Source organism: Erwinia typographi (assembly GCF_000773975.1).
Taxonomy (GTDB): domain Bacteria; phylum Pseudomonadota; class Gammaproteobacteria; order Enterobacterales; family Enterobacteriaceae; genus Erwinia; species Erwinia typographi.
In genome coordinates this window covers 1-6882 of sequence record NZ_JRUQ01000098.1, presented here as the reverse complement: position 1 = coordinate 6882, position 6882 = coordinate 1, and the positions used below count along the sequence as shown (strand labels likewise).

Genomic DNA, 6882 nt, shown 5'->3' with positions numbered 1-6882 from the left:
GTGCCGCTCAGCTCCGTGCTCCCTACCGTCACCCGGGTGATTTTTCCGTTCAGGTAGCGGGTGCCCATCAGGCTCTGGGTGGGAATGGAAACGGTAATCGGCTGGCCCAGCAGCGCTTTGCGCTCAATGCGCGCGTCGGTGCTCAGCAGCTGGACGGAGATTTCAAAGGCGCTGGAGAGCGCTTCGGTGCCGTCCAGTTTCCAGAACAGCAGGCCTTCTGTCGGTAGTTGAACCGTGATGCGATCAAGCATGGTGATTGTCCATAAAGTTTCACTCATAAATGTCATTCAGAATGGGAAAACTGTTGCCAACAACAGGGATCCCATTCCCCTGACGGTTAAGGTGCCAGCATGAGTACTTTGAACTGGCTGGGTACAATGCGCATTCCAATCGCATTGGTAGAATTTTGCAGGCTGACGCTGGTCAGCCGCGTGGCAGGGGTTCCCTTTAGCAGAACCGTAAAGGCTCCCGTCAGGTGGCGTGAAGGTCCCATCACCGTACCTGAAGCCACTCCAGTTGCGACGCCTGGATTGTCCCCATTCGTCAAGGGAGTGACTGTTGCCATATTGTGCGCCGGCATCCCCATAAACAGGATATTGAAGGCATTCGGTATTGCCGTTGGCCCGAGAGCGATATCCGGGTAAGGAATGGGCGTGGGGACGGGTGTAGGGGTCAGGCAAACATCAGGAAAAGCGAGATCGACGCCGAAAAGCTGACAATTAGCAAACATGATAACCCCTTACCCCATATGAATCTGTTCAGAATCAATTTTCGTGATTGCCTTTGAGGTGATCACCGTATTATGAGCGTGGAGACGGGCATAGTCTTCTGCCTTCATATCCAACTGCCCGGCACGCACCTGCTCTGTCTGGCGAGTGGTGCGAAGCAGGTTATGGCTAATCTGAGTGACTGTTTGCCAGACGGATTCAGCTTGTTTGCCGACAACGCGGGAGAGCGTCACCCAGGCTGAAAGCTTTTCACCGCTGTAATTCATCTCGCTGATATGGCAATCGCCCTGCCCGGCAGTAACACGTAATGACTCGCTGCTGAAACTCAGCTCACCCTCACTACATATATGCAGATCGCCCGGCACGCTGAGTTCGGCTACGTCTGGATTAGCACGTTCCAGCACAGCCAGTAGCCAGATCTGATTATCTACACCGGCAATCAATACTGTATCTCCCGTCCGTGGCGCGATAACGCAGCTGGCGGCCCGACGGCAGTGCCAGCCGCGACCTTCACTTTCAACCATCAGGCTGCCGTCATCAAATCCCTGAGTGACAAAACCTGAAGCCTGGAAAGGGGTAACGTTGGTCTGATTTAGTTTATGCGTAATAGCGTTCAATGTTTTCTCCTTAGCTACGGCTCTGGCGCTGTAAACTCCAGGCTTCGGCAGCCAGTAATTCGTCGTCATATTCGAGTATCCCCTTTCGATCGGAAAAAAGGGCGCTGTCCTGACGAGCGCGATGGAATCGCGTACGGGAAAAAGTCGCTCCACGGAAATCGGCGTTGCTGAGATCCGCACCTGAAAAGTCACTGTAAGTAAGATCGCAAAGAGTGAAGCGCGCCTGTCCGGCAATGACAAGTTGAAGAATGCTTTGAAAAAACCGGCTTTGGCTGAAGTCTGTCTGAGTCAGGGTGGCACCCACAAAAATGGCCTGGTCGAAGAGACTGTGCTGGCATTGCGCCTGGCTAAGATCGCTTTCCATAAATAACGCCTGACTGGCATTCACCTGTTTGAGTCGGGCGTTCTTAAGGGATGCCCCTTTGAAATTGCACTGAGTAAGCTGAGCGCCGCTGAAATCTACCTCATCCAGCTGGTTGTCGGTAAACTGGCAGCCAATAAAAACCTGCTGCTGATAGCTCTTACCTCTTTGATCGCAGGATAAGAAGACGGCCCGCTCAAAGCGCGTCCCCGCCAGTTGAGTTGAGCGCAGGTCAATGCCATACCAGGTCGTCAACAGGCTGTGACAATGTTGAAAATTAGCGTTCTCCAGTGAGGATTCAAAAAAAGTTGTGCGATCTAACGAAACATGCTCAAAGGTACTGCGAGTGAGTGGGCTACTCATAAACTGCGTTTTATCAAACTGACTTTGAAAGAAATCACTGTCAGAAAGCTCACACTGAGTAAAAATACATTCAATCAAATGAGAGGCCTGTGCGGAAATATTCTCCATCTCGCACTGGTTGAACACGGTCTGTACCAGCTTCGCCTTGCTGAGACAGGCCTGAGCCAACGAGCACTCGGTAAAAACAGCCTCCTTCATATTGGCCCCTTGCAGGTTTGCGCCCTTAAGGCTGACGTCCTGAAAGATCCCACCAGAGAGATCGCAATCCTGTAAGTCAAGACCATCCAGATTCAGCTCGATGATGGTCTCACCATTTTTTACTCTGCGTTGCAGCTCAACGGCATTGAGGGGGGTCATATGATCTCTCCGTCACGCCTGGGCAGCGTTTTGATGCGCTTAGTCCAGGCACCATCCAGACGGGTATGCGCATCGGTAAATGACTGCGAAAGATCGGCGCGAAACAGGTTAGCGCCAGCAAAGTTTGCACCTGCCAGCTGGCTTTTTTGCAGCAGAGCGCCCATCAGGTTCGCATCGGTAAAATCACCAGCGCTGAAGTCCGTGCGGATAAACAGGCTGCCCGCCAGGCAAGCTTTTTGAAAATTAGCCCGCCGACATTCGGCCTCACTGAGATCGGTATTCTCTAGTTTTGCCAAAAAGAATGACGCTCCGTTAAGCGCAGTCTGGCGCAGATTGCATTGCTTCAGGGTTGCATGGCTGAAATCAGCGCCATCCAGAGAACTTTCAGAGGCCGCCGCGCAAGTTAAAAGCCTGGCGCTGACAAAGCGGGCCTGCTCCACTTTGCTTTCCACCCATGAACAGCTTTCTAAATTTGCTTCACTGAAGTTGGCGACCTCCAGCACACAACGAATAAAGGTTGTTTTGTGCAGTCTGGCGGCATGGAAATCCATCTCAGGCAGAGTCATATCCATAAAAACGGTGCTGTCAAAACTGGCATGATGCAGACGACAACGGGTAAACCACGTTTGATGAAATAACAGGCTGTCGAATATCACCTTGTCAAAAATACATTGATTAAACAGCGATTCTTTCAACTGAGTGTCTTTGAAACGTGAACCGCTAAAATCAGCCCGATCGCAGTGTGCGAGTGCAAGGCTTGCACCTTCAAAATTACATTCGCGGAGAGAAGTATTATGTAGCTCCGTTCGGGCAAGCATGGCATCACGAAAGTTTGCCCCATCCAGTTGGCAATGACTTAAGTCAGCGGATTCCAGCAGGGCTTTACTGAAATCCGCACCACGAAGGTCCATCCCGGAAAGGTCGCAGCCAGTGAGGTCGATGCCGCTGAAGTCTCCGCCATGTAGCTGGGTTTTCTCTGCACGTTGCCTGATGATCAGCGCCAAATCTCCCTTCAGGCGCGGTGCCGGAGGCTGATTTTGTACTGCCATCAAATACATCTTGTGCAGGGCTTCCTCGACCGACGCCAGCTTCTTCTCGCTAATCTGCTCTCTGTTGCGGTAAAGCATATCCTGCATACGGTGTAATGACTCTGGTCCCCTGGACTGACGGTCTTCAGAATTATCCACTGAAGAATGCGCCTCGATTTCGTTCTTGCGCTGCTCCGCTTTCTCTTGCATTTCCTGTGCCTGCCGCTCCATTTTTTCAATGAATTCAGGCAACTCGTCCAGCGCAGGAATGTCTGGCTCATCGAGCCCGGCCACTAATGCGTCGATTTCTCCGCCTTGCCCCTCCAACCGTGCACGATGCTGTTCCCGTAACTGGCTGGCACGGTTCTTCATGTTATCGCGCATAGGGCTGGGCATTTCCTGTACTTCATTATCAATCCACGGGCCTATTGCATCTTCAGGGAGCAGGTCCTTTTCACGGAATGAAAACAATGCCCCTTTTTCTTTATCCATCCGCTGGGCTAAGACTTTGCGGTAATGATTAACCGAGCGGCTGGCGCCTTCTTTCTCCAGCGCAGGGAGCAGTTGCATCACATCCGCAGCATCATCCTCATTAATGCGAGTGTTGCCCTGCCAAATCAGCATCATCTGCTCCAGATGAGGGAAGAACCACAGGGTAGTCGCCCGCAGAGGAATCTCTTCAAACAGCGTCTCCCCCCCCCGCTGACGATTGATAAAACAGCGAGCCTGCCAGGGCGGTAACGTCCCTTCCTGCACTGGCTTTTCAGGGTGCATGTTGCGAATGCGCCAGTTAGCCCTTGGGGGCAAGGTATCCCGATCGTTCCACCACTGATCGGGGCTGGCCGCATTGAAAACACGCCAGTCTATATCCTGCGCAAATCCCGGGTAGTGATTCTGGAACCAGTTAGCGTCGTATTTTTTTCCCATTCGCCGAAATCTTCGCGGCCAGAGCATATCCAGCGCGCCAAAACCTGCTGGTTCAGGCTTTTGCTTCGGTGAACTCACTAACTCATGCAGTGCTTCAATGTTAGGGAGAGGATAAAGATCGTGCCCGCAATACTGTTCTGTATGCACCCCAATGCCATGCGGGTTATCCTCAAAACCTTCCCCGCCATAGGCACGAGTCCAGTCGAGGCGCATCTTTTCAAAGGGATGGGGCTGGGTCGGTTTCCCTCCTGCCCAGAACCGGTTGCCGGTGACGCGCAGCGTTTTGCTTAGCGTTTCAACCTCGATTTGCACGCCGCAGGTGGTTTTATTCTGCTGATGTGGCCAGGCATAACCTGTTGCGAGGAACTCGGCTCGCACTTTAGGGATAGCCATATCAATAATCCCACCACTGGTTTGCAACTCATTTGCGGCCAGCTGCCAGAGTTCTATTTCCGGGCGCAATTGAGGATTATTGCCCATGTCGGCAAGTGCAATAATTGAAACGCCAAGATGATTCTGATCTTCAAGACGGAAAGGACGATTCAATACGCTAAGGCGTAATGGTTTGATGATTTTCATATAGCGCCCTCTTAAAGCAAATCACGTCCATGAGTTAAATGCGCATGACTAATAAAAATGACACTTTGGCATTATTTTTTAAATACCAAACTTGCTTTTACTGACTTTTTACTTCTGAGGTATTTGATCTTAACATTCATACCTGACTGAACCTGAGAGGCGTAGAGTTGGGGGAGGGTTTCTCGAAAACGGAGTTCTTCCATCGTGTTATTTTCATTTAAAAAACGGATCAAAAAATCGCCATTAATGCTTCCACCTGAATTTGAACTTACCTGTCTGGATTCAATCACAACTGCGGTGGTTTCTGTGCCTTTATTGGCAATTATGCTGTCATGATAGAAAATCAATCCGACAGATATAATAACAGCAAGAAAAATCACCACCAGAATAAGATCTTGCATTTTGAAACCTGAAGGAAATATCGTTATTGTTCATTTCCACCCTATGAAGGGGCGTTCACCTCACCCCTTTTTACGCCTTAATAAGGGATTAGGGATATCTAATATCACTTTTTTAGGTTCTGTCCGTGAGTAGCGAAGATTAATTTTCTCACCGGGCTGATACTTCTGCACATCCATTGAGTTAATAACAGCATCAGCACTATTGTTGATCACTTCACCATTATCAACTTCATACTTAAAACTAAGAGTGACATTAATAAATCCGGAATTCCCACCAGAACGCCCATAAGATTGGGTAATTTCGCCAACGGTATCAACACCATTAGACGTTATATCGTCCTTTATCTTTTTGTTTTTAACATCTCTTATATAGAGAGAGATGAGAATATAGGCGAAAAACGCAACCACAGCGACCACCAGCAAATTCATAACGATCTTCATACTGTCCTCTTATATAAACATAAACGCGCCAGCCGCCCGAATCGACATGGCCAGGCTATCAAACTCAACGCCAGCAACGCGCGTTTTTAATCCATTATCAAAATGCAATGTTACAGGATTATTTTCAAGTTTCATACCCGTCATCCCAAAACTGGCGGGCGTTACCGACACGCTAAGCCCTTTGATATCAAATCCTGAACCCGTAATACTTAAAGAGTTACCAACATAACTCTCCTGATGTCCATGTGCGTTAGTCACCCAATAAGGCGTGTCGATATTGACTTCGGTCCCACTGTGTATGGTTATTTTATTGGGCGAGGTTATTTCCGTTTCTCCACCTAATATTTTCTGTTTCCAGCCACCGGAGTTTATCGTTACGTCCACCCCTCCGGTTTTAATCACCTGCTCAACACCACCACTATTTACAGTGAGCGAGTCCCCGCCGGTGATAGTCGTATGTCGACCATCAACAATGGTATTCTTCTCTCCACCACTTACTACATCTACTGTTCGACCATTTTTGATCGTTACATTTTCACTGTTGTTAAAGGTTTTTGTCTCTACATCATCAACCGTAGTGGTACGCCTGGCATGATAATGGAACGTGGCATCACCGGTAACATCGTCCGTCTGCTGCTTCTGAATCTTTGTCGTGCGGTTGCCGTCTATAGAGACCGTTTTGTCATTTTCCACCGAAATCTGCATATTTTTCTCAGCATGCATACTGAGCATCTCATCACCGGCTTTATCTTCAAAAAACAAGTGGCTGGCATTATCGCGGCTGCCATCTTTCGACCGGCTCAGAAAGCCCATCTGCGTCGCGGCGGCCGGCAGCGCCCACGGCGGCATACTCGCTTCGTTATACACCCGACCCGTCACTATCGGACGGTCCGGGTCGCCGTTGATAAAGTCGATGACCACCTCATCGTTCACCCGAGGGATCTGCACCCCGCCGAACCCCTGGCCTGCCCACGCGCTTGACACCCGTACCCAGCACGAACTGGTATCGTCGCCTTTTGCCTGACGGTCCCAGTGAAACTTCACCTTGATGCGCCCGTATTTATCCGTCCAGATCGACTC

At 50.0% G+C, this 6882-nt stretch carries 8 protein-coding genes; all 8 read right to left on the bottom strand.

Going from position 1 to position 6882, the window contains the following annotated elements; translation table 11 throughout:
• On the bottom strand, positions 1–251 hold a 251-nt coding region (locus NG99_RS25855; protein WP_034888673.1), incomplete at its 3' end, for a contractile injection system protein, VgrG/Pvc8 family.
• An 86-nt stretch (positions 252–337) separates the two neighbouring features.
• The gene (locus tag NG99_RS25850) at positions 338–730 is read right to left on the bottom strand and encodes a DUF4150 domain-containing protein (RefSeq protein ID WP_034899425.1); all 393 of its coding nucleotides are present in this window, start codon (positions 728–730) and stop codon (positions 338–340) included.
• A 9-nt stretch (positions 731–739) separates the two neighbouring features.
• Positions 740–1345: a DUF3540 domain-containing protein gene (locus NG99_RS25845; protein ID WP_034899423.1), complete on the bottom strand. Its 606-nt coding sequence runs from the start codon at positions 1343–1345 to the stop codon at positions 740–742.
• Between the two features lie 10 nt (positions 1346–1355).
• Positions 1356–2426: a pentapeptide repeat-containing protein gene (locus NG99_RS25840; protein ID WP_034899422.1), complete on the bottom strand. Its 1071-nt coding sequence runs from the start codon at positions 2424–2426 to the stop codon at positions 1356–1358.
• Positions 2423–4960, bottom strand: coding sequence for a DUF2169 family type VI secretion system accessory protein (locus tag NG99_RS25835; RefSeq protein WP_034899420.1), 2538 nt, complete (start codon positions 4958–4960; stop codon positions 2423–2425). Before NG99_RS25835 ends, NG99_RS25840 begins: the two co-directional genes overlap by 4 nt.
• Before the next feature lie 71 nt (positions 4961–5031).
• Complete coding sequence (locus NG99_RS25830) at positions 5032–5361, bottom strand: hypothetical protein (RefSeq protein ID WP_034899418.1); 330 nt, start codon at positions 5359–5361, stop codon at positions 5032–5034.
• Between the two features lie 60 nt (positions 5362–5421).
• Positions 5422–5802, bottom strand: coding sequence for a DUF3592 domain-containing protein (locus NG99_RS25825; protein WP_034899415.1), 381 nt, complete (start codon positions 5800–5802; stop codon positions 5422–5424).
• Between the two features lie 9 nt (positions 5803–5811).
• Positions 5812–6882: type VI secretion system Vgr family protein (locus tag NG99_RS25820; RefSeq protein ID WP_157032719.1), on the bottom strand; the 1071-nt coding region annotated here is incomplete at its 5' end.

Coding starts and splice junctions, on each gene's coding strand:
- NG99_RS25825 (WP_034899415.1), bottom strand. CDS start 5,802: ATGAAGATCGTTATGAATTTGCTGGTGGTCGCTGTGGTTGCGTTTTTC.
- NG99_RS25850 (WP_034899425.1), bottom strand. CDS start 730: ATGTTTGCTAATTGTCAGCTTTTCGGCGTCGATCTCGCTTTTCCTGAT.
- NG99_RS25840 (WP_034899422.1), bottom strand. CDS start 2,426: ATGACCCCCCTCAATGCCGTTGAGCTGCAACGCAGAGTAAAAAATGGT.
- NG99_RS25830 (WP_034899418.1), bottom strand. CDS start 5,361: ATGCAAGATCTTATTCTGGTGGTGATTTTTCTTGCTGTTATTATATCT.
- NG99_RS25835 (WP_034899420.1), bottom strand. CDS start 4,960: ATGAAAATCATCAAACCATTACGCCTTAGCGTATTGAATCGTCCTTTC.